This window comes from Kordiimonas sp., assembly GCF_965216265.1.
Classification (GTDB): domain Bacteria; phylum Pseudomonadota; class Alphaproteobacteria; order Sphingomonadales; family Kordiimonadaceae; genus Kordiimonas.
Genome location: NZ_OZ244153.1, coordinates 2,949,329 through 2,973,366 on the forward strand (window position 1 = coordinate 2,949,329; position 24,038 = coordinate 2,973,366).

21 protein-coding genes and 1 pseudogene are annotated in these 24,038 nt (G+C 54.1%); 8 read left to right on the forward strand and 14 right to left on the reverse strand.

All coding sequences use genetic code 11. From position 1 onward, the window contains the following. Positions 1-3 precede the first annotated feature (3 nt). From ACOOGA_RS13660 to leuD, 3 genes are all read left to right on the forward strand, one after another. On the forward strand, positions 4-1,656 hold the full coding sequence (locus tag ACOOGA_RS13660; protein WP_417460062.1) for a carboxylesterase/lipase family protein: 1,653 nt from the start codon (positions 4-6) through the stop codon (positions 1,654-1,656). A gap of 176 nt (positions 1,657-1,832) precedes the next feature. Next, positions 1,833-3,272 (forward strand): 3-isopropylmalate dehydratase large subunit, encoded by a 1,440-nt coding sequence (gene leuC / locus ACOOGA_RS13665; protein WP_417460063.1) that lies wholly within the window; start codon positions 1,833-1,835, stop codon positions 3,270-3,272. A gap of 1 nt (position 3,273) precedes the next feature. Further along, the gene (gene leuD / locus ACOOGA_RS13670) at positions 3,274-3,879 is read left to right on the forward strand and encodes a 3-isopropylmalate dehydratase small subunit (protein ID WP_417460064.1); all 606 of its coding nucleotides are present in this window, start codon (positions 3,274-3,276) and stop codon (positions 3,877-3,879) included. Positions 3,880-3,909: 30 nt separating this feature from the next. Here leuD and ACOOGA_RS13675 read toward each other — a convergent pair whose 3' ends face one another. From ACOOGA_RS13675 to ACOOGA_RS13690, 4 genes are all read right to left on the reverse strand, one after another. Further along, entirely contained in the window at positions 3,910-4,839 is a 930-nt protein-coding gene (locus tag ACOOGA_RS13675) for a LysR family transcriptional regulator (protein WP_417460065.1), read from the reverse strand. A gap of 40 nt (positions 4,840-4,879) precedes the next feature. Beyond that, positions 4,880-6,454 (reverse strand): SLC13 family permease, encoded by a 1,575-nt coding sequence (locus tag ACOOGA_RS13680; protein ID WP_417460066.1) that lies wholly within the window; start codon positions 6,452-6,454, stop codon positions 4,880-4,882. A 51-nt stretch (positions 6,455-6,505) separates the two neighbouring features. Next, the gene (locus tag ACOOGA_RS13685) at positions 6,506-7,840 is read right to left on the reverse strand and encodes a M20/M25/M40 family metallo-hydrolase (protein WP_417460067.1); all 1,335 of its coding nucleotides are present in this window, start codon (positions 7,838-7,840) and stop codon (positions 6,506-6,508) included. Positions 7,841-7,967: 127 nt separating this feature from the next. After that, positions 7,968-8,879 (reverse strand): LysR substrate-binding domain-containing protein, encoded by a 912-nt coding sequence (locus ACOOGA_RS13690; protein ID WP_417460068.1) that lies wholly within the window; start codon positions 8,877-8,879, stop codon positions 7,968-7,970. Positions 8,880-9,005: 126 nt separating this feature from the next. Between ACOOGA_RS13690 and ACOOGA_RS13695 the strand changes: the two genes are divergently transcribed. Continuing rightward, complete coding sequence (locus tag ACOOGA_RS13695) at positions 9,006-9,887, forward strand: alpha/beta fold hydrolase (RefSeq protein ID WP_417460069.1); 882 nt, start codon at positions 9,006-9,008, stop codon at positions 9,885-9,887. A 196-nt stretch (positions 9,888-10,083) separates the two neighbouring features. Here ACOOGA_RS13695 and ACOOGA_RS13700 read toward each other — a convergent pair whose 3' ends face one another. Then, positions 10,084-11,646, reverse strand: coding sequence for an HAD-IB family hydrolase (locus ACOOGA_RS13700; protein WP_420428885.1), 1,563 nt, complete (start codon positions 11,644-11,646; stop codon positions 10,084-10,086). Next, positions 11,639-12,997 carry a hypothetical protein gene (locus tag ACOOGA_RS13705; protein ID WP_420428887.1) on the reverse strand — a complete coding sequence of 453 codons (1,359 nt, stop codon included), beginning with the start codon at positions 12,995-12,997 and terminating at the stop codon, positions 11,639-11,641. The genes ACOOGA_RS13700 and ACOOGA_RS13705 overlap by 8 nt, the downstream gene beginning before the upstream one ends. Positions 12,998-13,136: 139 nt before the next feature. Here ACOOGA_RS13705 and ACOOGA_RS13710 point away from each other — a divergent pair, with 139 nt between their 5' ends. The 4 genes and pseudogenes from ACOOGA_RS13710 to ACOOGA_RS13725 all read left to right on the forward strand — a co-directional run. After that, positions 13,137-13,655, forward strand: a complete 519-nt coding sequence (locus tag ACOOGA_RS13710; RefSeq protein ID WP_420428889.1) for a PepSY domain-containing protein — start codon at positions 13,137-13,139, stop codon at positions 13,653-13,655. 27 nt (positions 13,656-13,682) lie between these two features. Next, positions 13,683-14,360 carry a response regulator transcription factor gene (locus tag ACOOGA_RS13715; protein WP_420430679.1) on the forward strand — a complete coding sequence of 226 codons (678 nt, stop codon included), beginning with the start codon at positions 13,683-13,685 and terminating at the stop codon, positions 14,358-14,360. A 10-nt stretch (positions 14,361-14,370) separates the two neighbouring features. After that, positions 14,371-15,765 carry a sensor histidine kinase gene (locus tag ACOOGA_RS13720; protein ID WP_420428891.1) on the forward strand — a complete coding sequence of 465 codons (1,395 nt, stop codon included), beginning with the start codon at positions 14,371-14,373 and terminating at the stop codon, positions 15,763-15,765. A 21-nt stretch (positions 15,766-15,786) separates the two neighbouring features. Then, positions 15,787-15,945 (forward strand): annotated as a pseudogene (locus ACOOGA_RS13725) (integrase core domain-containing protein); the annotation flags it as partial. A 769-nt stretch (positions 15,946-16,714) separates the two neighbouring features. Here the strand turns inward: ACOOGA_RS13725 and ACOOGA_RS13730 are convergent. The 8 genes from ACOOGA_RS13730 to ACOOGA_RS13765 form a co-directional block, all read right to left on the reverse strand. Continuing rightward, positions 16,715-17,167, reverse strand: a complete 453-nt coding sequence (locus ACOOGA_RS13730; protein ID WP_417462808.1) for a hypothetical protein — start codon at positions 17,165-17,167, stop codon at positions 16,715-16,717. A gap of 28 nt (positions 17,168-17,195) precedes the next feature. Then, the gene (locus ACOOGA_RS13735) at positions 17,196-18,782 is read right to left on the reverse strand and encodes a hypothetical protein (RefSeq protein ID WP_417462809.1); all 1,587 of its coding nucleotides are present in this window, start codon (positions 18,780-18,782) and stop codon (positions 17,196-17,198) included. Between the two features lie 106 nt (positions 18,783-18,888). Beyond that, on the reverse strand, positions 18,889-19,395 hold the full coding sequence (locus ACOOGA_RS13740) for a hypothetical protein (protein ID WP_417462810.1): 507 nt from the start codon (positions 19,393-19,395) through the stop codon (positions 18,889-18,891). Then, positions 19,392-21,107, reverse strand: coding sequence for a hypothetical protein (locus ACOOGA_RS13745; protein WP_417462811.1), 1,716 nt, complete (start codon positions 21,105-21,107; stop codon positions 19,392-19,394). The genes ACOOGA_RS13740 and ACOOGA_RS13745 overlap by 4 nt, the downstream gene beginning before the upstream one ends. Positions 21,108-21,111: 4 nt before the next feature. Further along, the gene (locus tag ACOOGA_RS13750; RefSeq protein ID WP_417462812.1) at positions 21,112-21,912 is read right to left on the reverse strand and encodes a tetratricopeptide repeat protein; all 801 of its coding nucleotides are present in this window, start codon (positions 21,910-21,912) and stop codon (positions 21,112-21,114) included. A gap of 12 nt (positions 21,913-21,924) precedes the next feature. Then, complete coding sequence (locus ACOOGA_RS13755; RefSeq protein ID WP_417462813.1) at positions 21,925-22,506, reverse strand: hypothetical protein; 582 nt, start codon at positions 22,504-22,506, stop codon at positions 21,925-21,927. Then, positions 22,503-23,225, reverse strand: a complete 723-nt coding sequence (locus tag ACOOGA_RS13760; protein ID WP_417462814.1) for a hypothetical protein — start codon at positions 23,223-23,225, stop codon at positions 22,503-22,505. The genes ACOOGA_RS13755 and ACOOGA_RS13760 overlap by 4 nt, the downstream gene beginning before the upstream one ends. A gap of 119 nt (positions 23,226-23,344) precedes the next feature. Beyond that, positions 23,345-23,971, reverse strand: coding sequence for a response regulator (locus ACOOGA_RS13765; RefSeq protein WP_417462815.1), 627 nt, complete (start codon positions 23,969-23,971; stop codon positions 23,345-23,347). Between the last annotated feature and the right edge of the window lie 67 nt (positions 23,972-24,038).

A 24,038-nucleotide genomic window follows, 5' to 3' on the forward strand; every position in this document is an offset into this window, starting at 1 on the left:
ACGATGATGATGAAGTTCTTGCAAAACAAATCGCATAGAGGCGTCAGGCACTGGCGTCGCTATCCAGCGTTGGTGTCTTTCCTGTTGGCAAGTCTTACTGGCCTTGGAGTATCGGCAGCCCAAGTTCGGGGGCATGAGCCAATATATGCTCAAACCGAGCAGGGACGAGTTGAAGGCCAGGTGCTGGATAAGGTCAATGCGTTCCGGGGTATCCGATATGCTGCGCCGCCAGTGGGGACGCTCAGATTTCAGCCGCCCACGCCTGCCATTGCATGGCGGGGCACACGTCCGGCGCTTGATTTTCCGCCCGCATGTCCGCAAGTGCCGTCCGATGACGACACGGAGGACAGCGATGTTTTCATGGCCGAAGACTGTCTTGGTCTCAATATCTGGACCCCGGCGGTAGACGGCGAGAAACGACCCGTGCTGGTGTGGATCCATGGTGGCGGTTTTGTCGTCGGGTCCACGGAAAGCAGTTGGTACAATGGCGCCAATCTGGCTGCACGGGGCGATGCTGTGGTTGTTTCAATCAACTACCGCTTGGGTGCGTGGGGCTTTCTGGCGCTGGGCCCGATGGGTGATGAGCGATACAGGGAAAGCGCCAATGTGGCGCTGCTTGATCAAATCGCCGCGCTTGCATGGGTGCGTGACAATATCGCCAATTTTGGGGGTGACCCGAACAGTGTAACGATATTTGGCGAGTCAGCCGGCGCAGCGAGCGTGGGTGATCTGTTGGCCATGTCACAGGCAGAGGGGCTGTTCCATAAGGCTATTCTCCAAAGTGGTGGTCCTATGCGGGATGCAGGACGTACGGACCGTGCGGTCGCTCTATCCAAGCGTTTCCTTGCCATCGCCGGGGCAAAATCGGCTGACGATATGCTCAAGCTATCCATGGAAGATTTGCTCGTAGCGCAGGAAAAACTATTCTCCGAAAGTGCAGATGTCGGCACCTTTGGCCCATTGGTAGATGGCGTGGTGATAAAAGAAGCGCCATTTAAGACCCTGCGGGAAGGCCGGGGACATCATGTGCCGGTACTGGTGGGTACTACGTCTGAGGAAATGCGATATTTTGTCAGTGCGATAGAAAGCGACCTCGGTGATAAACCGGCGGATCTGCTTTTGGAACAAATGACAGATATCGCTGGCACGCGGGCCCAAAGCATCATTGATGTGTACCAGCGCGAATATCCGGAGTGGGTCGATACGGTCATCCAGATAGGGTCAGACGCTTTTCTTCGGCTTCCGGCTATCGACCTTGCCGAGATGCTACGCCAGACCCAGCCGGTTTATATGTATCTGTTCAACTACCGGTCCAATTCCACACACAAGAATTACGGGGCCGCCCATGCCATGGATATCCCGTTCGTTTTTGGGGTGCTGGATGACCCAAGTGTCATTCAGTTCACGGGAGATGATCCGAGACGAGAGCGCATTGCCGAACAAACGATGGACGCTTGGGTATCCTTCGCCAGAAATGGTGACCCAACGATCTCGGGTGGCCCTGATTGGCCGGTGTATGAACCCAGCACCCGACAAACCATGGAATTTGGGCCTGATATGCGTCTGGTATCCGACCCGCTTGCAGCGCAACGCAAGGTTTGGGGCGATGCCCGGGCGACGGTTGAGCAGGCGTGGACTCTCATGAACGACAACTGAGACAATGTAACCCCCGGGACAGGCAAGCCTGATTGTGAAGGTACGATTGAGCGTTTCACATCGGCTTGCCTGAAACTGGCTTTCAAACAGTTGCCGGTCACTTGTCCGGTGGCCACCAGTTGGTGTGGTGCCGGTTTTACGGCAGTCACCTTATCTTACCAGCACAGAGTATCTATATGTTGAACACTCAGACCAGTGACGGGCCCAAGACACTTTATGACAAGCATATTGATGCTCATACAGTATGTAGTCTGGACGATCAGGGCCACGTCCTTCTCTATGTCGACCGGCAGGTGCTGAACGAATACACCAGCCCGCAGGCTTTCAGCGGAATTCGGGACGCGGAACGAAGCGTTTGGCGGCCCAACACCTCACTCGCTGTTGTTGATCATGTGAATTCAACGTCTGCTGAGCGTAGACAAGTGCGCCGCGGGGACAACGGTGTCCTGCAAATCGAATATTTGCGGAAAAACTGCGAAGACTATGGCATTGAGCTTTTTGATATTCTCGACAAGAGGCAGGGAATTGAGCATGTGGTTGCCCCAGAGCAAGGGTTTATCCTGCCTGGTATGGTGGTAGCCGCTGGTGACAGCCATACCACAACATACGGAGCGTTGGGGGCTTTCGGGTTTGGCATTGGTACGTCTGAGATTGAACATCTGCTGGTGACGCAAACCCTTGTTTACAAGCGCCTCAAAACCATGCGGATCACCATATCGGGAAGGCTGCCCATTGGTGTTACGTCGAAAGACATCATCATGGCTGTGATCCGCAAGATCGGAGCCTCGGGTGCGTCAGGGTACGCGGTAGAGTTCGCGGGCTCCCTCATTCACGACCTGAGCGTTGAGGCGCGCATGACCATATGCAACATGGCGGTTGAAGCTGGTGCGCGCGGTGCTTTCATGGCGCCAGACGAGAAAGTTTTCCAGTATCTTAAGGCAACGCCGCGCGCGCCTCGGGGGCTGGATTGGGAAAGGGCGGTCACAGCTTGGCGAGCCTTGCGGTCTGACGATCAGGCTGTTTTTGATCGGGAGGTATATCTTGATGCTGAAGATGTGGAGCCGATGGTCTCCTGGGGCACCAGCCCGGATCAGGTAGCAGGCATTGATGGTGCGGTGCCTGGCCTGCGTGCAGGCGCGGAAGGCGGTATAAACCATAATATGGAGCGCGCCCTAAGCTATATGGGATTGAGCCCTGGTCAGCCGCTCGCCGGTGTGCCGATAACTCACGCTTTTATCGGTTCCTGCACTAACGCTCGCATCGAAGACCTGCGCGATGTGGCCCGTGTTGTCCGTGGCCGGAAGGTCGCAACGGGTGTGAGGGCTATCATTGTGCCAGGGTCCACCCAGGTGAGAGAACAGGCAGACGCAGAAGGGCTGGCCGGGATTTTCATTGATGCGGGATTTGAGTGGCGACAGTCCGGCTGCTCCATGTGTCTTGCGATGAATGATGATGTTCTGGGCCCAGGCGACCGCTGTGCCTCCAGTACCAATCGCAACTTCGAAGGCAGGCAAGGCGCTGGTGCACGCACCCATCTCATGAGCCCCGCCATGGTGGCGGCAGCGGCTGTTAAAGGCCATATTTTCGATGTGCGCAAACTGGAAAGGGCTGATTGATATGGCTGGGTTCAAGGTAGAGAACGGTGTGATTGCGCCCATGTTGGCGGAAAATATCGATACCGATGTCATCATGCCCAAGCAGTTCCTCAAGGGTATTGACCGCAAAGGTCTGGACCAGGGTATCTTTTTTGATCAACGATTTCTGGCCGGAGGCGTCCCAAACCCTGAATTTGTTCTCAACCGAACAGAATGGACTGCCGCGAAGTTTTTGGCTGTTGGGCCTAATTTTGGCTGTGGCTCTAGCCGTGAACATGCTGTCTGGGGCCTTAAGCAACTTGGTGTCCGTGCGCTGATAGGCACCAGTTTTGCCGGTATTTTTTTTGATAACAGCCAACGTAACGGTCTGTTGCTCATCGAACTGCCGGTTGCTGATTTTGAACGTGTTGCCGCCGTGGCCAACGAGGGGGAGCAGGAAATTGCGATAGACCTTCCCAAGCAGACTATCCGTCTTGCAGCCGGCGAAGAGGTGTCATTTGAGATTGAAACGCTTCGAAAACAAGCGCTGCTTCAGGGCGGAGACGCTATCGCCCATACATTGCGCCTAACCCCTCATATCCGGACTTTTGAGGCGCGGCATTTTCGAGAAAACCCTTGGCTTTCGTGAGCAGTTTTCATGCTGGACGCTTGGTTCAGTTCAGGTTGGGTTCTTGGTGCGCCATGGCACCGGCGTAAGCGCCGCTTTCATCAGACGCAGAAACTCACTGACACGCGCTGTTTTTTCTTCTCTGGCCCCCAAAAGGGCAACAATGTCGGCGGTTGGAAGTTGATAGTCCGGCAATATGCGAACCAGTCTCTTTGACCTGAGATCATCGACCACGTCCCATTCGGATCGCAAGATTATGCCCAGCCCTTCTTCCGCCCAAAGGCGGGTCGATTCTCCATCATTACTCGAAAACTGTGATGCAAGCCGCACTTGCTGGTGCGCGCCGGATACATCAGCAAACGAGACAAGGGTAACGTCCTCGTCATTCTGGCGCAAAGCGATGAAATCGTGGTTCACCAGGTCTTCGGGCGATGCAGGTGTTCCTCTTTCATTGATATAGGCGGGTGCGGCGCATAGGTATCGCTCGTTCGGTGCCAGGCGATGCATAATGCGTGAAGAATCTTTCAGTTCGCCAATGTGAATGGCGATATCCCATGTGTCCTCCATGGCCTGAGCGGGGCGCTCAGTGAGTGTGAGGCTTATTTTGACGTGCGGGTTATTTCGCCGGAAAGAAGCGGCGAGCGGCGCCACATATCGCCTACCAAACCCAAGTGGCGCGATAATTCTCAAGTGCCCACCAACTTCTTCACGGCGGGCGCTCAGCGTTTCGGATATATCGTCCAGTTCCGCCACTAGCCGCTGTGCGCGCTCAAGCAAAAAAGCCCCTTCGTCTGTTAGCCTCAGGCCGCGGGTGGTTCGGTCTATCAGGCGAAGTTGCAGCCGTTTTTCCAGTGAACGCAAGCGCTGCGTCACAGCGGAGGGGGTGACATCGAGCGCTCTGGCAACAGCTGCAAGTGACTGCGCAGACGACACCGCCACAAAAAACCGCATATCCTCAAGGGACAATGTGTTGCCAGCCATAAGATCTCCTGTGTTACCCACATTGTAGCATGATCAGCCTTCAGAAGACGCCTAGTCTGATAATCAGCAACAAAGCTGTCGTTATCAGCACAACGCCGATGAGATTTAGGGCAAAACCCGCACGTGTCATCTCTGAAACGCTAACCCATCCGCTGCCATATACAATGGTGTTTGGGGGCGTGGCCACCGGCAGCATGAATGCAAACGAAGCAGACAGGGTGGCGGGTACCATCAGGAAGAGCGGATCAAAACCGCTGGCGACAGCGACCGCACCGATAATGGGCAATATCATGGTTAGCGTTGCGGTATTGGATGTCAGTTCTGTCAGGAAGGTGATGAAAAGGCATGTCAGCAGAATGGCGCCTGCGACCGGCAGGACACCGAGGCTGTTAAGGTGAATGCCGATCCATTTATCAAGCCCGGTTTCTGCAAAACCAGCAGCGAGCGAAAACCCGCCGCCAAAAAGCAGCAGGATACCCCATGGTACGCGGTCCTGAACGGTTTGCCAGTCCAGTAGAAAATACTCCCGGCGGTCCCCCAACTGAATACCCTTCTTAAGGCTGACAGGTAGCAACATAAGAAGTATTCCCATCGCCATGGCTACAGTTGCATCCTGAATATGGCCGGGCTGCGGGAAGGCTTCGGCCCAGCCTGGTATGGTGAAGGCGCCGAGGTCAATTGGTGAACGGAATGTCCAGAGAAGGGCGGTGCCCGCAAAGATGCTGCCGATGATTTTTTCTGGGCGGGAGAGCTTGCCCATGGCGGTCAGTTCTTCAGACATCACCGACGATATAGTGGTGTGCATCTGTATTCTGCCAACAGAAACTGGCGCGGCAAACCGGCAGAGATAAAGCCAGACAAGAGGCAGGAAAATGCATACAAGCGGCACCGCGAACAGCATCCAGCGGAAGAAGGAAACCGGCTCGCGCTCAGGATATAGGTTGCTGAAAAAGCCGGAGAAAACAATGTTTGCCGGTGTGCCAATCAAAGTGCCCACCCCGCCAATGCTTGCGGCGTAGGCCAGGCCCAGCATAAGCGTAAGGCCGAGGCTTTTCTGGACCTCGGCGTCGGTGTTGTCGCTTTTTTTACCGTCAATGGAGGCGCCAACGGACACCTGCCGCACCACAGCCATCGCGACGGGAAGCATCATCATGGTCGTTGCTGTATTCGATATCCACATGGACAGGAAAGCCGACGCAACCATAAAGCTGAGCACGATCTTTTGTGGATTGGTGCCAATCGCGGAAATGCACCATACGGCCAAACGTTTGTGAAAGTTCCATTTCTCCATAGAGAGGGCAATCATGAAACCGCCAAGAAACAGAAACACAAGATGGTTGGTATAATTGGGGGCAACCTGTTGGCTGGACATGATGCCAAGTGCCGGAAAGAGGATCAGGGGCAGGAGCGCGGTGACAGAAATGGATATGCCGCCACCCATCCACCAGAAAGCCATCAGGGCAACAGTGGCCAGCAGCTTTTGAGCTGGCACAGTCATGCCGTCGGGCTGTGGCATCAATAGAATGGCGCAAAACAAAACAGCGCCCAGGATCAGGACTGTCAGTTGTCGCGTGAAATCTTTTCGGGCTTTTAGGGCGGCTTGAGCCTTATCCATGATGCGGTCCGTTGATGCGTTTGAACTGGTGGTGATGGATGGCGCGCACCGCTAGTGCCCTTCGGTCTCATTGATCAGCCGGTATAGCAGGAGGGCGGCGCGTTTGGTGGCCAGTGGAAGTGACGTGAGGTCAAGCTGTTCCTGTGGCGAGTGCGCGCCAGCGCCGTAGCCGCCCAGCCCGGCAAGGGCATCTGTATGAGGGGCGACAAATGAGATATCCGCCGCGCCGCGCCTCAACGGGTCAAGTTTATGCATCTTACCCTCGCCAAGTGCCTCGTTGATGTCGGATAGCTTTTGATAAAGTTTCATGTTGCCCTTGGTTGGGGCCATGGCCGGATAGCCTTCTGTGAAGGTGATGGTAGCGTCTGTTTTGGGCAGGTGACGGGCGACAATCGCGCGCATTGCTGCTTTGGTGCTTGATGTTTGCTCCTCCGAGACGGTGCGCATTTCTCCGCGTGCCACTACCTTCCGGGCAATGACATTTGCTTTACCAAATACTGTGCCGCTGACGTTTTCGCTCGCGCAGGCCTGGCTTGCTTCCGTGCCGCCAGCCAAAGTGCCCACATTGAAGGTGAGGTATTTTTCCTTGTGCAATGTGGTGTAAAATTCGCTCAGAATGCGGGTGGCTTCAAAAACCGCGCCGGCACCGTGTTTCTCGCTAAAAATAAGGAATGAATGCGCCTGTTCGCCAGTGACTTCAAGGCACCAGGCTGTATATCCGCGGCGTGAAACGGTCGCCCAGTCACCTGCCTCATCACGAATGCCATGCTCGAAACCGAGCGCCACATCTGCCCATAAACCGGCCTCAATCAACCCTTGTCGCGTTGTGGCCAAGGGGGTGCCTGGCGCTTCCTCGTCCCCCGAAAACACAATCTTTATGCGGGCGGTATCTAACGCACCGACGGCAAAAAGAGCTTTGAGGGCTTGCACGATGATGACGTTTCCCGACTTCATATCAAGCACGCCGGGCCCGACGGCACGGTTGCCGTCACGCACATAGGTCTGGAAGGCATCGCCGGGTTCAAAAACCGTGTCCAGATGGCCAATAAGCAGGATCTTCCTGCCGGTTGTTCCCTCGTGGTTGGCGTAGAGGTGACCAGCTCTTTGCATGGCTGGTGGCAGCTCTGCCCAGTTGAGCGCAAACCCAAGCGGGGATAGCTCACCGGCCAGATGGTCCGCTGCTGCTTTTACACCGGCCGGGTTCATGGTGCCGCTGTTGATGTTTACCAAGTTTTCAAGCAAGGCCAGCCCTTCGTCACTATGCTGGTCGATCCATTCAATGATCCGGCGTTCGTTTTTGGAGAATGCCGATTGGGCGTGTGCAGCCGGGTTTGCGGCAACACTCATCGACATGATCAGAAATAGCATTAAAACGAGTTTGGACATATGAAGCTCCACCAAGTGACCCTCCAGGCATGGAAGGCTAAATGTGAAGCCTATTGGTGGCTCAATTGGTAAATCAATGTCTCGTTTGTGATACAATCATGCACGTTTTGTGTATAATTGTGCGCCGCTATCCGATATGGGCGGCGCGAAAGTGATTTTCCAGAAATTCGAGGCAGACTTTCAGTTTGGCTGAAAGAGACCGCCGCGTTGGATAAACGCCCCACACAGGCGCATTCTGTACATAGTCAGGTAATACGTGCACAAGGTCGCCCTCATCCAGCGCTTTCTGAATATCCCACTGGGATCGCAGCATGATGCCGTGCCCGTCCAGTGCCCAACCCGTAACAATCTCACCAAAATTGGAAGACATGGTGCCGTTTACCTTTACGCTTTGGGTTTTGCCCTTTGAAGTAAGATGCCAGGCGTCAAAGGGATCGCTCCGCTCCTTGATCAATAAGCAGTTATGCGTCCGCAGGTCAGAGAGAACCTCAGGTGTACCTCTTTCTGCAAGGTAAGCAGGGGATGCGCATAATATGCGGTGATTGTCCAACAGCTTGGTCGAGATATATTGCTCAGGCAGATCGTCCCCAATGCGGATTTCCAGATCAAACTCATCGCGGATGATGTCAACAGGCCGGTCAAAAAGCTCAAGGTGAAATTCCATCTGTGGATAGCTCTGTGCCATCCGTGAAACCGCTGGGGCAACGTGAATTCTGCCAAAGCCGAAGGTGCTGCATATCCTGATCAGGCCTTTCGGCGAAGTTTTTGCCTGCGATAGCTCGCTCACCATGTCGTGCAGGTCTCCCAGTATCAGGGCGGCTCTGTGCTGCATCTTTTCACCTTCATCGGTGAGGGCAATTTGGCGGGTAGACCGGTGCAAGAGCTTGGCTTTTACAGTTTGTTCCAGCACTTTGATGCGTTTGCTCACATAGGCGGGGGACTGTCCAAGTTCAGCCGCCGCCTCCACAAAGCTGTGTTTGCGTAAAACTGTCAGGAAAACTCTCAGGTCTTCCGGGTAAGGTAATTGTTCACGTTTCATAAATTAAAAGACCACGGTATGCGGGTTTTATTTGCAATTGGGAAACTATAGCATGTTGAAGTGCGGCCTCAAGCCAGAAGAGGTATGATGCCGAAGGATAGGCTGCAGACGCTTTCAGGAGCCCCAATGTTCACGAAATTCAAGAGCCGGTATTATGAGGTCAACGACATCAAAATTCATTGCCGGATCGGCGGCAGTGGCCCGGCACTGGTGTTGTTGCATGGGCATCCACAAACTCATTTCATCTGGCACAAGATAGCCGATACCTTGGCGCTTGATTATACGGTTGTGGCACCTGATCTGCGTGGATATGGCGACAGTGATAAGCCGGACGCTTCTGGCGATGCGCATACCTATTCAAAGCGGACCATGGCACTGGATGTGGTCAGCCTTATGCAAACGATTGGTTTTGAACAGTTTTGCGTGTTGGCGCATGATCGGGGTGCGCGGGTTGCCCACCGTCTGGCTGTTGACCATCCCACGGCTGTGCAGAAGATGATACTCCTAGACATCGCGCCGACGCTTGCGATGTATGAGCAAACGAATGAAGATTTCGCCAGAGCATATTGGCACTGGTTTTTCCTCATCCGTCCCGCACCTCTGCCTGAAACCCTGATTGAGGCCGACCCTGAAGGGTATCTCCGGAGTGTGATGGGAACACGGAGCGCGGGTATGTCGCCGTTTACGGATAGTGCGTTTGCTGAATATCTGCGATGTCTGGCGCAGCCTGGCGCGGCGCGAGGGATTTGTGAAGACTACCGGGCCAGCGCAAGCATCGACCTTGACCATGAGCGGGCGGATATCGCTGCTTCCCGGCGGCTCACATGCCCCTTGCTTGTTTTGTGGGGTAGAGATGGTGCAGTTGGTCGCTATTTTAAGCCGTTGAAGGAATGGAAAAAAATAGCAACAGATGTTGAAGGAGAGGCTTTGCCCTCCGGGCACTATATCCCCGAAGAAGTGCCAGATCTTCTCCTTGAGAAGATGCGTCATTTTATGGCGCGGGAATAGAATGATCGGTGCATTCAGCCCGCTATCTGCCGGGAGAAGAGCACCAGTCCGATATGCCCTGAAGTAGGGTGATGCTTTCTGGTGTTTTCAGGTGATTGAGGCATCCGGAAACTGCGACGCAGCGTTTGGCGATTTCTCACCTACCCCTTAATGTGGCCGCATGAAGTCTGGGACGGCAAGCAGAGGGTGTTTGCCTTTACCATTCCACAATCTTCATCTGGCGGTTAACTGCCATGGCATGCGTACGGATACCGGGCGAAACCATCACCGGCACATCGGCCCATTCGAGGATCGGCATATCCGCGTGATGGTCGCTATAGAAGGAGATAAACACCTGCTCACGTGTACGTGCGTCACCTTTTAGAACCACATCGCGAAGGCGGAGATACTTGCCGCTACCGTAACAATTGTCGCCGGCAATCCGTACGGGGGTCGTATCCCCTTCGGTATAGGTGGTTTTTGTACACACAAGGTGATCGAACCCGAGGCCATCGGCCATATGCCTGGCGTAGAGGTCGATGCTGGCGGTCGCAAGCACCATGGTGTCGCCTTCCATCTTGTGCATGGCGAGCGCTAGCATGCAGCCATCTCGCAAGCCGTCCTCAAGTATACTTGTGGCAAACCTACGGGCTGCCGCTTCAATCTCAGAAGGTGTCATGCCCCGGAAGGTTATCGCGAGCATGCGGTTTTTTAGTTCAAGCCTTGAAATACCCCCCGCTTTATAGAGCGCCATATGCCGCAACAATCGCAGCATCAAAAACATGCGAGCGATCATGCCCTTACGGGTGGATAGTAGAAACGGCGTGAAGGTGCCGTACCGGGTAAGGGTGCGGTCAAGGTCGAAAACAGCGAAACTTTCGCGTGTTTTCTCAGCTCCTTTTCCAGGCTTTTGTGTTGTTCCCTGCCGTGCCTTTAGAATAGCTTCTGCCGCGATGAAGTCGTCAGGCTTGTCAACATCCATTGCGGCTTCAGCGTCCTGCAACAGGTGCTGTTTGATAGGACAGCCGATGATATGCGATGCTCGGGCGAAACCTTGCGACAGGCTAAAACGCCTGAGCGCCATCCCAAGCGTGGTACTCCACCCGAAAGCCCGCAAAATACGCCAGGGACGCTTGCGGTTGGCTTCAATTGCCTGCCAGAAGTCAAGTGCAGCGCCTGCGTTTTCTCCGCGCAGATAAAAGAGATTGGCCCCGGATACGGCGTCATCACCGAAGCGGTAATAGGTACGTCTGCTTTCAGGGTATTTTTCGTCAATGGTGGTTTTGCTGACCAGGCCTACTGAGAAGCCTTCATGCTGCGCGGCGCTTCCGATGAAAGTGCGCACTGTCTCTGGCTTCAACAGTGGATTGTCAGCCGTGGTAATCAACGCCGCACCACCAGCCCTTGAAAAAGCTGCTTTTGCGCTGCCGCAGACACTGGTTTGTGCAGACACATGACAAAGCGGCACGCCCTCCGCCGCGGCTATGATATCGGCGTTGCCGGTCAGGTTATGCTCTGACGTGATCACGATTTCATTGATTAAGCCAGATCGGACAAGAGCCCGAACGACATGCGCGAGCATAGGTTTGCCTGCGATCATGGCCGCCGCTTTTCCGTGGCGTGTCTTTAACTGCTGAAGTGCGTCTGACTCCGGCCGTCGTCCGGCCAGGATAATTGCAGTACAGGCTTGGGGCGCAAAGGCGCACGGCTGGGTGACCATGCTCTCTAGCTCCAGGTCAGCGCTCGCAAGGTCGCTACTTAGCGTCATGCTGTCATGCATGGAATTCTCCTCTCCGGGCAGGTGTATCGTTCGCATTGAAGTGTGATGGTGGGAAAACGGACGTGGCTGGAAATTCGGCCCCCGAAACCTTGATTATGGCATTGGCTGCGCGCTCGGCTGCGCCGAAGGGTGCACTACCAAATGTGGCACCGAATGCGGCTTCCTGACGGGCTCTCAAGATGTCGTCGAACCATGACTGGTTCGCAAGCGCGCTGCCAAGACGGTCTATGTCATCAACAACCTTGCCCAAATGCCAGTGGGCGAAATTGGGGTCGTCAAACCATTCTTCATGACCATTCCTCAGGAAGATGCAGGGTTTGGGGGTGGTGATGGTTTCGTACACCTGACTGGATACATCACCGAGGTATATGTCTGCCGCTCGGGTATAGGTCATGTTGGTGCTGCATGCGCTGCCTTGGTCGATGATGATGTTAGGGCAGTTGAAAAAGCGCGCCGGTATTGTCCCGCTTTGCTGTAGCCGCAGTGGCGACAAGGACAGATGTATTTTACGTGAGAACAACATGACATGGGGCGCGAAGATCAGATTGAACTGGGTGTTTTCCGCGAAAAATTCCAGCACGCGTAGGCCATGTTTGTACCAGGAGGATAAGGCCGGGTGGAAATGCGGATTATAGATAACCACCTGCCGTTCGTTGGGGAATAGACGGCGGGTAGTTTGGCGGGCAACAGCATCAAACTTCGGATATCCCACAAGGCTGAAGGCACCTTCCCGGATGATGTTTTTGTCCAGCATGCGATCCCGGATCTTAAGCCCAGGCACAAGCACATGGTCGAATTCGCGAATGATCTTCTTGAAGCCAACTGCGCGGTCGCCTGCGCCATGCTGGGTGTATATGAAGCGGGTGTTCCGGCAGCCCATATGGGTTTTGAGCATGATGCAGGTGGTTTCCGGGGCAATCAGTATGGTCATTTTTCCAAGCAGCGCGCGATGCTTGAAGAGAGCGCCGATGCGCCGCATAGGCACAGCGCCACCTGTGGCTTTCTCCACCCAACCAGCTGGCGCGGGGGGTGGTATATGATGCACGGTGATCCGGTGCCAGAGAGTTTTGGGGATGAATGCTTTCAGTTCCTGCCTTCGTGCACGGCATGACACAAAAGCATGCAGATGAACCCTGCCACTGTCTTTCGTGGCGAGGGCGGCGAGTATAGGCGCGCTATGCGCAAGCTGGTGTCCTTGCTCGTGGTTGAACAGGAACCCGATGTGAATGTCCTTGGCCCGCTTTGGAAACGCGGTCGGAAGCTGTAAGGCATATGGCTTGTCAGTGCTGGCTGCGAGCTGTTTGAGAAGGGAACTGTCGGTCACCGGTTCATCCGTATCTTGTTGATGCATACCGATTTTCAAGCACCGATGCCAAGGGCGGGGCAAAGAGAACCGACTTTCATGACAAAAAACAAATCTTTGCCAAATGTTGCCGTCAGCTAACCCGTTTAGCGTGCGCCTGGTTCGTGATTTTTATGAGGAAAACCCAATGAATAAGATTTTTGCCAAGGTTTCAGCGTTGATGATGGCTGTGGTTCTGTTTTTTGCTGTGCAACCACTTGTTCACGCGGAAGAACATAACCCAGAGCTCATCGGGTTGGTCAGGGCTGGCGAGATCGCGGAGCAGAATTTGAACGCGCGACTTATCGAGGCGGAATTGGACACCAAGGATGATATCCTTTGCTACAAGATAGATGTTGCCAAGGCGGGCGATCATTTCCAGCTGTGGATTAACGCGCACACAGGCAGCATCTTGCGCGCAAAAAAACCCTTCCTTTCCAACCTGTGGATTGATGTGGCGGCGGGCAAGCGGCTAAAGGTGGCTCGAAACGTGCCATCAGCATTGCCGCACATGCGTCGACTGCAAGAGGAAACCGGCGGTGATGTACAATATATGCGTTTTGACATTGCAGATGATCAGCCCCAATATGAGGTTGAGATCATAACCCAGGCTGGACCGACTGAGCTTCTGGTCGATGCAGTCACCGGGGCTCGCGCAGCCAGATAACCCTTAACCGTGAGAGCGGAACTTCTTGTGCAGATATTGCTGGTAGAAGACGACAAACGCGTATCGGAGCATGTAGCGGGTGGCCTGCGTCAGGCAGGCCATACTGCTGAGTGTGTGAACGACGGAAAACAGGCACTCTATATATCGGCGGCAGAAAGTTTTGATGTGATCATCCTTGACCGGATGCTGCCGACAGTAGATGGACTGACCATTTTACAGACCATGCGCGCAGCTGAAGACCATACACCGGTCCTACTTCTCAGTGCCCTTGGCGAAGTGGATGAAAAGGTGAAAGGCTTGAGGGCGGGAGCAGATGACTATCTTGCCAAACCCTTTTCTTTTTCGGAACTGCTGGCGCGCGTCGAAGTTCTTGCGCGCAGAGGACCAACCAAACCGGAGAAAACCATACTCTCCGTTATGGATCTGGAGCTTGACCTGCTGGCCCATGAGGTCAGCCGCGCTGGCCAGCGTATTGAGTTGACAGCGCGAGAGTTTCGCATTCTTGAGTATCTCATGCGCAACCTCGGCAGGGTGGTGACCCGCTCCATGCTTCTTGAAAAAGTATGGGAATATCATTTTGATCCTCAGACCAATATTATTGACCAGCATGTCAGCCGCCTGCGACAGAAGGTGGATAAGGGTTTTAACGCCCAACTCATCCACACAGTTCGGGGAACCGGCTATATGATTAGGCCGTCGGCTTGAGGAGCAATCGGTGAAACCTGCATTCCTGACGTACTTGCGCCATAGTTTCGCATTCCGGCTGGTTATGCTTTATGTCGTCATGTTTATGGTGTCGGTCAGTGTTTTGACTGGCATAACCTATTGGGCGCTGGTGGCTGAGCCGCGGGAAGAAACCGCGGCAACAGTAAGGGCAGAACGTGACCAGCTCTCGGACATCTACAAACTGGAAGGCCGGGAGGCACTTGTGCGGGCGCTGGAGGTGCGGGCGCAGGACCCAGCCCCCCGGAAAGCATTTCATGTCTTTATCGCGCCAGATGGTGAGGTGGTCAGCAGCAACCTGCCAAGTTGGCCCAGCCAACCTCATTTCAGTTTCTTTGAAATAGAGGCCGACCGCTACGTTGAGGGTGATGAAGTGGACTATCAGGCCCTCTCGCTCGAACAGGTATTTGCAGATGGTTCGCGCCTAATCGTGGGGCGGGATATTGAGGATATAGGAGACAGGGAAGAGCGGCTTATTGAGGTGTTGGTGGCTGCTGCGGTTATCTCTGTCCTGCTGGGAAGTGCAGGCGGCATTTTCATGAGCCTTGCCGTCGGCAGGCGAATTGATGCCATTAATACCGCTGCGCAGCAGGTTATAAAGGGTGACCTGTCGAGGCGTGTGCCCACGACAGGATCAGCCGATGATTTTGATAAACTCTCGGTAACCCTTAATGAGATGCTCGACCGTATCGAAAGGTCGGTTGAAGCAATTAGCCGGGTTTCCGATAGTGTTGCCCACGAGTTGCGCCTGCCGCTCACTCGCCTTCATGCTGAACTTGAGGATCTGGCTGCGAAGGCGGACAGTGGTGAACTGACGCCAGAGCATGCCGCTCGCGCCATAGCGGAGTCAGAAAGGCTGAAAGCGGTGTTTGAAGCGCTTCTCCGCATCGCCCGCATTGAAACGGGCCGCCATAACATCAACAGGGAAAATGTCGATCTTGGCCGCCTTGTGACCGATGTGGTTGAACTATACGCGCCAGAGGCAGAGGCAAAAGTGCTGACCATCAACTGTCAAAATGAAGGGAATGCTCTTACAAAGGGCGACCCCAATCTCCTGTTCCAGATGATGTCCAACCTTCTGGATAATGCGGTTAAATTCGCGCCGCCTCAATCTGTCATTATGGTTCAACTGTGGCAGGAAGGCGATCACGCCTGTTTTACAGTCGAGAATGAAGGAACCGGTATTCCAGCTGATCAGCGCGCTAAGGTTCTAGAGAGATTCTACCGCGTCGGGCACCCGGATGTGCCCGGTCTTGGCCTGGGCCTTAGTCTCGTGGACGTTGTGGTAAAGGCCCATGATGGCGATTTGGCCTTTGCCAACACGGCACATGGCTTTTCGGTTCAGGTAAACTTGAAATCCGTGCAGCCTGAACCTCTGAAAACTTGATTACTATGAGTGCAATCACTTACGGATCAGCAAGAGTTTTACCAACTGATGAAATACAAGGATGATATCGATCTAGAGGCCAAACTGTCGGAATGGGAGACGTTCTATAACTTTACCAGACCTCATGGAGCCCATGGCGGTAAAACGCCCTATGAACCCCTGAGGGAGAAGCTACAATAAATCCACGAGATGTCCCACGAGGTCGTACATTCCTACGGTTGCCGGACACCCGTCCCGTACCCCTGAGAAGACCATCCAGGAGGATAAAGCCATATAGTTATGATAGACCTCAAAGGTAGGCGAAGTTACCTGTCGTTGGCTTGGGGTATTGTGCCTCACCAATTCAAGCTGTCTCTTATGCCATGGTATTTATGCGGCATAGAGATTGGTGTCTGAGCTACTCGAGGACCACGAGAATAGCCCTAAAATGAAGAGGGCTGACCCTTGCATAAGCAGCGGAGCCAGCCGTATTGCCTGTAGAATAACACCAATGAACCTGGAGGGGCAAGAGCTTCAATTCTTCTTTGAGTTGCTCACCTCATTGCCCTTTTATGCCGTGGAATTTGCTGCCGCCAGCCGAAGTTAGATCAAGCTAGATACCAACGGGCCTTCTTTCTTCAGGGATAGGAAGTGAGCAACTGGCGTCGATATTTTCGGGGAATGATATTTCTCTTCCGGGCGATATTCATAAAGAAATGCCCCAATTTGATGCGCCTCAAAATGGTGCAGAACTTTCCTAAAATTTCAGGTGATTGAGCTTTCCGGAAACTGTGACGCAGAATCCGGTGATTTGTGACGCGTGACATCAACGAGCTGTGGGCTCTCACATAAGGTGATTTTTACAACTCCAGAAACTGCGGTCTTATTGGAAGGTTATCACCAAGCTTGTCAGAGATTATCGGAAAGATTGATTTGAACCACGAATTTCTCACTAAGTTTGGTTTGATCGCTACTGCCAGCTGCCGGTGACGCTAGACAGGGCTGTTTGCCATAATATTGGGTCTATGCGGGGGATTTTTGTCCCGTTGTGTGGGCAGCTAAGTGAGTCCTTTAAGCGGCCAAGAGCCTTGAAGCTGATGCACTGCAAACGACGATGGCCAGGTAGGCCGAGATATTCGGTTTCGGAGGCACTTTTTACCGCTCTGGCGAGCGAGGCTTCGGTTAATTTTGAGAGCAGCTTGCTATTGGTCGGGACGAATTTGGTTGCGAAACCAATTATGAGCGAGAGGGGGATATATTGGTCCCGATGCGCCCTGTAAAATGATTGCGCCGTTTCGTCATCCGAGTTCCCATTCTCGGCGATGCGCTGACGGGGAATAAGTGCCGTTTCCTGTTTTGGAGTGTGTTTGTCCGAGTAGGGGGCAAAAGCAGACATGTCTGATACAAAGTTCAAAGTTTCCATCTCGCCAACCGGGGGCGTATACCTACCGTTATTTGCCACAGTTGTCAGCCTGACTAGCTTTGCCACTTTTCAAGGCGGCTTGACGATGGGTTTCCCAGACATTGCACATGGCGATGCCCGGCGCGGGGTCCATGCCGATCAGTTGCTGCATATTGTCCTCCATTGCGACTTTCGCGAAATTGAGGCAGGTTCGTTGCGGCGCGTTGAAATATTCCATCGACTTTCTGATGCGGGTGAACTGGCGGACCAGACGCTGGTTTTGGCTGTCGATCACTTTGTCCCCGTAAAAAGCTTCCTGCTTGGCGTCATGGGCGTCTGCCGCTTCGTTATAGGCTTCGCCCGCTGCGTCAGCAGCCCTTTTTGCAGGCAGATACTCGCTTGAGCGAAAGCTGTTGTAGCTGCTGATTTTCGCATTCAGCGAGGAGATCGCCGCGTTGTGGGCGCTTGTATCCGATGTGGGGGGGAGTACGGCCCGCATGCTTGAAATCTCGCTGCCCATGCTGCGAAGGCGCTCGTCTAGCCTATCGGCCTCTTCCTTCAGGGCGAGTGCCTTTTTGTGGTCGGCCTCCAGCCGTTCTTTCTCTTCTTCCAATGGCCGCCGCCGCTCCGCCTGAATGGCGTTGTCTGATCGGAGGTAGGAGTCAAACTTTCGTGTGTAGGCGGTTTTTACGCGGCTATAAAATGACAGAATTTCCCGCTTCTTACCGCTCATGGCAGCTATGTTTTCCTGATATGATCTGGCATGGGCGGCACACTGCGCAGCCGGGTTGTCGCCGGAGGCTGCCTGAGCTGAAATGCTCTGCAGCGCAGCTGCCATGGTGTGGGCGATCTTCTGTTCCTGATTGTAGGCCTCCCGGCGGATAAGGGGGCGTATATATTCATCGGTGAAGCGCTCCAGATATACATGCTTGGCATCCTTGACCAGATTATAGAGGAAATAGTTAAACATCTGGCGCGGGTCCGGCACCTTGCCACGGGCTGACCGCCACTGCGATGCCCAAGGGGCGAGCCGCAAACGTTCAATCTCAAAGGTGTCGCTTTGCCAGCGTTCAAACATGCGGTCTTCCCGTGCGCGCATGTCGTTGTATATTTTTGTGATCTCGCCGCCCAGCAGCTTGTTGTTGCGCAGATAGGTAATCATATAGCTGGGGATATAAGCGCCGCGGCCTGCCTTGCGCTCGGCATAGATGGTTATGAAGCGCTCATAGGCCGGCGTTTCCTCCAGCCCTTTTATCCAGACCTGTTCTGCAGACCGTATGCCTGATGCCAGAGTGTTCATGGCCGTAATATATTGCCCCAACACCGGCATATAGCGGCTGATCAACAGGGCGTTCGTGGTTTCCCCCGCGGCATGAAAGTCGCCTGCCGATGCCGCCTCCAACGCTTTCATCACCCCCAGTGCTTCCGACGGCTTGTATACATCCTTGCCGAAAACAGCGTCAAAAGACTGCTGGAAGGCCTTGTCGGAGAGATCCTTGATCCGCTTCTCGTTTTTTTCTGCGTCTTGTTTGGCCTTTTCCCATAGTTGTACCTGTTCGGGGTGGTTCTTGCTCCACTCGGAAAATACGCTTTCCCAGTCAGGTGACTGTGCGGCGGCCTGTGGCGATGGCAGCAAAAAAATAATGCTGAAAGAAGCCAATATATGCAAAACCCGACAAAACATTGAGACGACCTTTAGTTAGAGAGAGGCGAAAGGAGCGTGCTACCAAAAAGGCAGCTTCTCAAAAAGTCAGCATGCCAATAAGCGTGGCAGCGGCCAGAACGATAACGATGAAAACGATGGGGGTTAAAAACCCGCGCCAGAACCCGTGACGTTCAAATTCGATGATCTTGCGCCTGAGCGGGTCGCTTGTGCTTTGGTGGAGGCTGTTGTCGTCAGGCGTCACCGGCGCGCGTTTTCCGCCTTCAGGGGATATAGGGTAGCGCCAGTGGGGCAGTAAAATGTTCAGGGGCACGTATGCACATGCCAATAGAATTCCGCCATAAATCAGAAAATCGCTGGTTTCCCACATACCCGGACTTTCCACCATGAAGAATGTCACGATCGCGAGCACAATCAGCCCAAGCGCCGACATTAACCCGGCCTGGCTAAGGGCATTAAACTTGACGGTGTTGTCACAGCCTGGGCATGCGTAGGTGACGGTTGTTTCCATGCCTGTCCAGTCTCGACTTTCGGGTTTCATGCCCGGGTCACCGCAAAGGCGGCAGATGCGGTCAGGTGTTCTCATTGACCCATCCGCCGTTTCATTTCTGCAACCTTGTCTGAGACGCAACGCTCATAGTTTTTGTTGCTGTCTGCCGCGTCGCGGCAGAGTTTTTTGATGAAGTCCATGGGAATTTTGCCCTGAGACAAATCATTGTCCAGCTTGGCGCCTGTGCCAGCCATGCTGCGACATCCTTTTTGGTCGCCTGTGCGTTGCACGCATGCCTGATAGATGGCAGCGGCCTTTTCTGCGGCGGTGTAGGTGCGTTTCCCCGAAGCGCTGGTTGAGCCTGATGTCGCCTGCGGCGGGGTGCCACCTTGTTGAGCGTGCTGGATTTGCTGTGCGATCTGGCCAAGCCCTTGCGCCAGCGCATTCATGCCCTCCCGAAGTTTGCGGGATTTTTCGGCTTTCCTGCGCGCTTCTTCCTCGCGCTCTGCTTCGGCTGCGGCGAATTTCTGGTAACTTGCACTGTCTGCAATCGCCCGGGCATGCTCTTTCTCTGCCTCGAGCTGTTGTTGCAGGCGGTATCTTTCTGCCTCGACAAAATCGCTGTCACCGGGGTCGTCGGTGGCCCAGATGTCTTCTTCAGGCTGGGCTGAGGGCTGGGCTGGGGGTTGGGCCGCCTGCTGGGATGGGAACTCGCTGTTTTCAGCCGCTGGCATCACCTGTCGCGGTGCCGGGTCCAACGCCCACGGGTCTTCCTCGACCGGTTCAGGGTGTGGCGCCGGTGTGGCGTCGGGTGTGGCGCCGGGTGTGGTATCGGGTGGCGTGTGTGTGGCCAGCGTGGCGGGCAGCGTTTCAGGCGTCACTGCCGGGCTGGCAGGTGGCGCGGCGACTGGACCGACAACATCCTCGTCCCTCAGCTCATTCGCAGCCCAGGCTTTGAACCCTTCAAAAACTGGCCGGTCACCGTCTATGTTTTCCTGAATGATCTCGCGCGCATCGCTGAAGGTCATATAGTCGGGCAGCTTGTATTCGCCTTTCTTGACGCTTGCGACCAACGCCAGAATTATCTCGTTGTAGGCTTCCTGTTTGGAGGTTGCGTGATCTTGCGCGCCAAAGAATTTCTGGCGCATTTGTGCTTCTGCCATGCTGTTCACCGTTCTGCCGTCGGCTGAAATAGGTATCTGCCCTACAAGCTCACCGGTGGCGTAGCCCGCATCCCATGCCCCTTTCAATTGACCATAGCCGGGAATTACCTTTTCAATCACTTTGTCCTGTACATAGTCCTTGGCTTCGTCATAGGCGGCGTCTTTGGTTTTATCCCATGCAGCCAGGTAATCGCCTTTCAGCACGTCATCCTTGATGTCCTTGCCGTGTTTGTAAGCCTTGTATAAATTTTCATTCTTTTTCTTGAGTGCATCTTCTGCCTTTTCGATCAATTTGTCTTTGGCCATGTCAGCGGCACCGTCTAGTGCCTTGCCATAATTGCCGTCCAGTATCTCGGCGCCGACCTTCTCGTAAGCTTCTTTTGCGGTTTCAAGATTTTCCTGAAAGCTCTCGGCCTTGCTTTTCTCGTCGTCATCTTCTTTCTCGGCGGTTTTTTTCCCGGCAGATTTGTTCGTTGTGTTTTTGGGGCCTGTTTGTTGTGCGGAAGTGGCACTGCTGATTGTTGTTTGCGTTTCCAGTGCAGCCGCTGCTGTGGCAGGGAGGCCAGTACACAGAATAATACTGGCAGTTAATGCTCTAGCGCGCTGTGTGGAGAACCAAGGTTCAAGAAAAGCCGGTTTTTTCATTGCGTTAGCTCCTCACTGGGGGGGTGTCGATTTCCTGCCAGAAGGTCTTGAGTTGCCGCGCTTTCGCCCGCATAGGCCTGCTCGCTGTCTGGCTGAACAGAACTTGCCCCAAGCTTGCGTATGCGGCGGTATTGTCCCCCATGCGCCGTTCCATGACAGCGCCTGAAATCAACAGAGGTTCCTTCACATAGGCCGTGGCGAGCTGATCGCGAAAAAAGGCGGCGCCGCGTTCTTGCCATTCTGCTTTCAGGTAACAGAGGACCATTCGGTCAAGCACTGTATCAACGGCAATTGGCTGGTTGATGCTGAATATGGCTTCCAGATGAAGGATAGCACGCTGCCATTCCGCCAAGGAAATAAGCTCATCCACCAACAGAATGCGCGAAGAAAGGTTCTCAGGGTCCAGCTGCGCGAGTTTTTCAAGGCTGTTGACGGTTTCGACCTTAAAGTCAGGAATATATTTTAGCGAATAATGAACTCGCGCGGCCAATTGCCAGGTGGCTTTGCTGTCGGGTGCCAGCGCTATCGCCTCGGCGAGGTATTTGAGTGTGCTGGCGAGGCTGGCATCATCGCCCGTTTGCTGGAAGGATCGCCACTGTACCAATGCCTGGTTTCGCAACGCCCCTGCCGCGACAGCCCGCGTGAAAGCGCTTTGGTTGATTGCGGTCGATTCAGGTGCGGGCAGGGAGGCGGGCTGTTGAGCGCTTGCTGTGCCGTAGTCGTGCGCCCCCACGGGCACACCATAGCAAAACAGGATACCCGCAAGGACGCAGGCAGCCTTTTTATGGCATGAAAACTTCGTCACCCAAGTACCCCTTTATTCAACACGGAATGGAATTTTATAAGACAGATACGCCACTTGCCGCAGGTTCTGGACACGGACATGAAGCGTGCCGGATTTCCTCAGGTGTTTTTTCTTGATGAAAACGATGCCCTGAACTGTTTCGCCCGGCTCGATCACGCCCGTATGGAGGGATTTCTCAAAAAGGTTCTTGCGCAGAATTGACATGCGCAGGTTGCCTTTGCCTCCGCCGCCCGGACCGACATCCTTAACTACGAAATTCAGGTCTTGCTGACGCGCTGGTTTGCCTTTTGAGACCACATAAATATCGTTCAGGTGAACCCGTATTGGTGTGTCGTTCGTGACGGCGACATCCAGCGTAACAAAATCGCCAGTTTTATCGCCCAGTATGCGTTGCTGTTCTTTTTTGCCAAAGGTCTCCACACCAACCGCTACGCTGCGCTGTTCTACCTTGTAGCGGTAGGAGTAGGCCTCCCGGAAACGAAGTTGCTGGGAAATGCTGTCGAGGAAATCGTCGTCAGCAAAAGCGGTGCGCGGTGTGAATGTTGCGGCTGTTGCAAATATAATGGCTGCAAGAAGCGAGAACTGTTTCTTCATGGCCTGTACTCCAGTCCTGTAGCGCGAATATATTTTTTCACATCGTCAAAGCCTGCCTGCATGGCCTGAAGCGCGTTTCCGCTATAGTCATATGGCTTGATTCTGCCCGTTGAGTTCAACCCGCTGAATTCGCGGGAGACCTGCTCTGCCCAAAGGATTTTCCCGGTGCCGGGGTCGATCAATTGACCGAACAGGCCAAAGCGAACGATGATTTTGTAATCGACACCTTTTTTCTCCAACACCATTTTTTCGCGCAGCATATTGAAGGCCTGGAGGTCAGCGACAAAAATCAGATCAACGCCATTTTGCTTGGCAATCTGTGCCAATTGCGTGTTGGAAAGCTCGGTGCCGGGGGTCCAGTCAATGCGCTTCGTGGATTTGAAGAGCCGGCTGGATTTCATTTCAAAATAGAGATTGTCACCGATTGCCTGTGGCGCGGGTTCGGCAAAAAAATCGTCCGTTCCGCCGAAGAACTTCATCACCCGTGCGTCCCGGAGGGTCAGGATTCCGACGCGAGCATTATATTTCAGCGCCCCCCGAACGGAATTGGGTCTATAAGAAAGGCTTGGGCGCTTCTTGGCCTTTGGGGCCTTGATTTTTTTGACGTCGTCGAATGCTGCAACTGGCGACGCCCCCATCAGGGGCTGAAGCATCAACCCGGCTATGATGAACAGCGCCGCAGCCAGCTTGGCGGGTGTGAAATGGTGCAGTCGAGGCATAGCGGCTCCTGAGACTTAATCCGTAACTCTGCCTGTATAGTGGAAGCCATGCGCGCGCAGGTACATACGCAGATGTGCGTATTTACAAATCACAACGGCACTTCAGAATGCCGTGAAGTTCAGAGGAACTGGTTGCGCATTGCATAAGATGAAAGCTCGGCAACAGTGCCCAGGCCCAACTTGCGCTTGATATTTTCCCGGTGCTTTCGAACGGTGTGAGGACTTATGCCTAAAACATTTGCAGCAGATTCTGACGTGTGCCCTTCCGCGATGAGTTTCACCACCTGGCGTTCTCGCACGCTCAAGGAATTGGTGCTGGTGGCTTCGCCGGTATCGGCAAGGGCTAATTCCGGTGGGAAAAAGACGTTGCCTGTCAACACGGCTTTGACCGCAGTTTCGAACTGGCGCATGTCATTTTTTTTGAACAGATATGCCTCGAGCGATAGCTCCCTGATCGCAGATGTGGCCAACTCTTCGCTGATATCGCCGGTCATGAGCATCAGGCGAATATCCAGGCTGCGGTTTCTGACCTCCCGCGCAACATCTAGCCCGGTCAAGCCGGGCAGGTGGATGTCCAGAATGGCAAGGTTGATAGGGACAGATTGCAATATACTCAGTGCGGTTTTCCCGTCGGCGGCTTCTGAAATGGTGCCAATATTATCAAGGCGCGACAGCAGGGATACCATACCCTCTCTTATCAGGGCATGGTCATCCGCAATCAATATCTTGGCTAGGCCAGTCGGCATATATGCCCCGGTTTTTGTGAAGCTTTACCAGACGGCAAAAAGCAATTCACTACAACCGGGAAATTGA